Annotated in this window: 1 protein-coding gene; it reads right to left on the reverse strand. The window is 69.5% G+C overall.

Going from position 1 to position 645, the window contains the following annotated elements:
- Nucleotides 1–5 precede the first annotated feature (5 nt).
- Nucleotides 6–645: integrase core domain-containing protein (locus tag KME79_RS44345; RefSeq protein ID WP_219552685.1), on the reverse strand; the 640-nt coding region annotated here is incomplete at its 5' end.

The raw sequence follows: 645 nt of genomic DNA on the forward strand, positions 1-645 counted from the left end.
CGAACCTACGGGTTCGAGGGTTTCGTCTTGTTCGGGTTTACCTGGGGCTGGTAGTCGCGGGCGGGGTCGAGGATCAGCTCGCGCAGGAGTTCTCCGGTGACGGCGTTGGCGACGCGGATGTGCAGGTCGTCGATCAGGAGGATGACGTGGGTTCGGGCGTGGGTTCGTCCGATGCCGATGTGGTGCAGCCGGCCGTTGACGCGCAGGGTGACCACTCCTGAGGGGGCGATGCGGTCGTGGCGGACGCGGGCGTGGGTGTCGGTGTCGCGGCTGCCGTCGGGCAGGGCCTTGGCCGAGGCGGCGTAGGCCGCGGCCAGGGTGGCGCGGTGAGGCAGGGACCGGTGCGGGCGGTGGTGGTTGTAGGCGTCGCAGAAGCGGTCGAGCAGCGTCTGCAGGTCGGCCAGGGTGGCCGGCTGGTCGGGCTGGGCGCGTAGCCAGTTCTTCATGGTCTGTTGGAAGCGTTCGACCTTGCCGCAGGTGGTGGGGTGGTTGGGCGTGGAGTTCTTCTGCCGGACGTGCAGGCGGCGTAGTTCGTGTTCGAAGGCGTTGCGGCCGCCGCGGCCGCCGGCCAGCCGGGTGGTGAAGACCATCCCGTTGTCGGTCAGTGTGGAGGCAGGAACGCCGTGAACCTTGACCGCGTGGCGG

This window comes from Nonomuraea harbinensis (assembly GCF_019396385.1).
Classification (GTDB): Bacteria; Actinomycetota; Actinomycetes; order Streptosporangiales; family Streptosporangiaceae; genus Nonomuraea; species Nonomuraea ferruginea.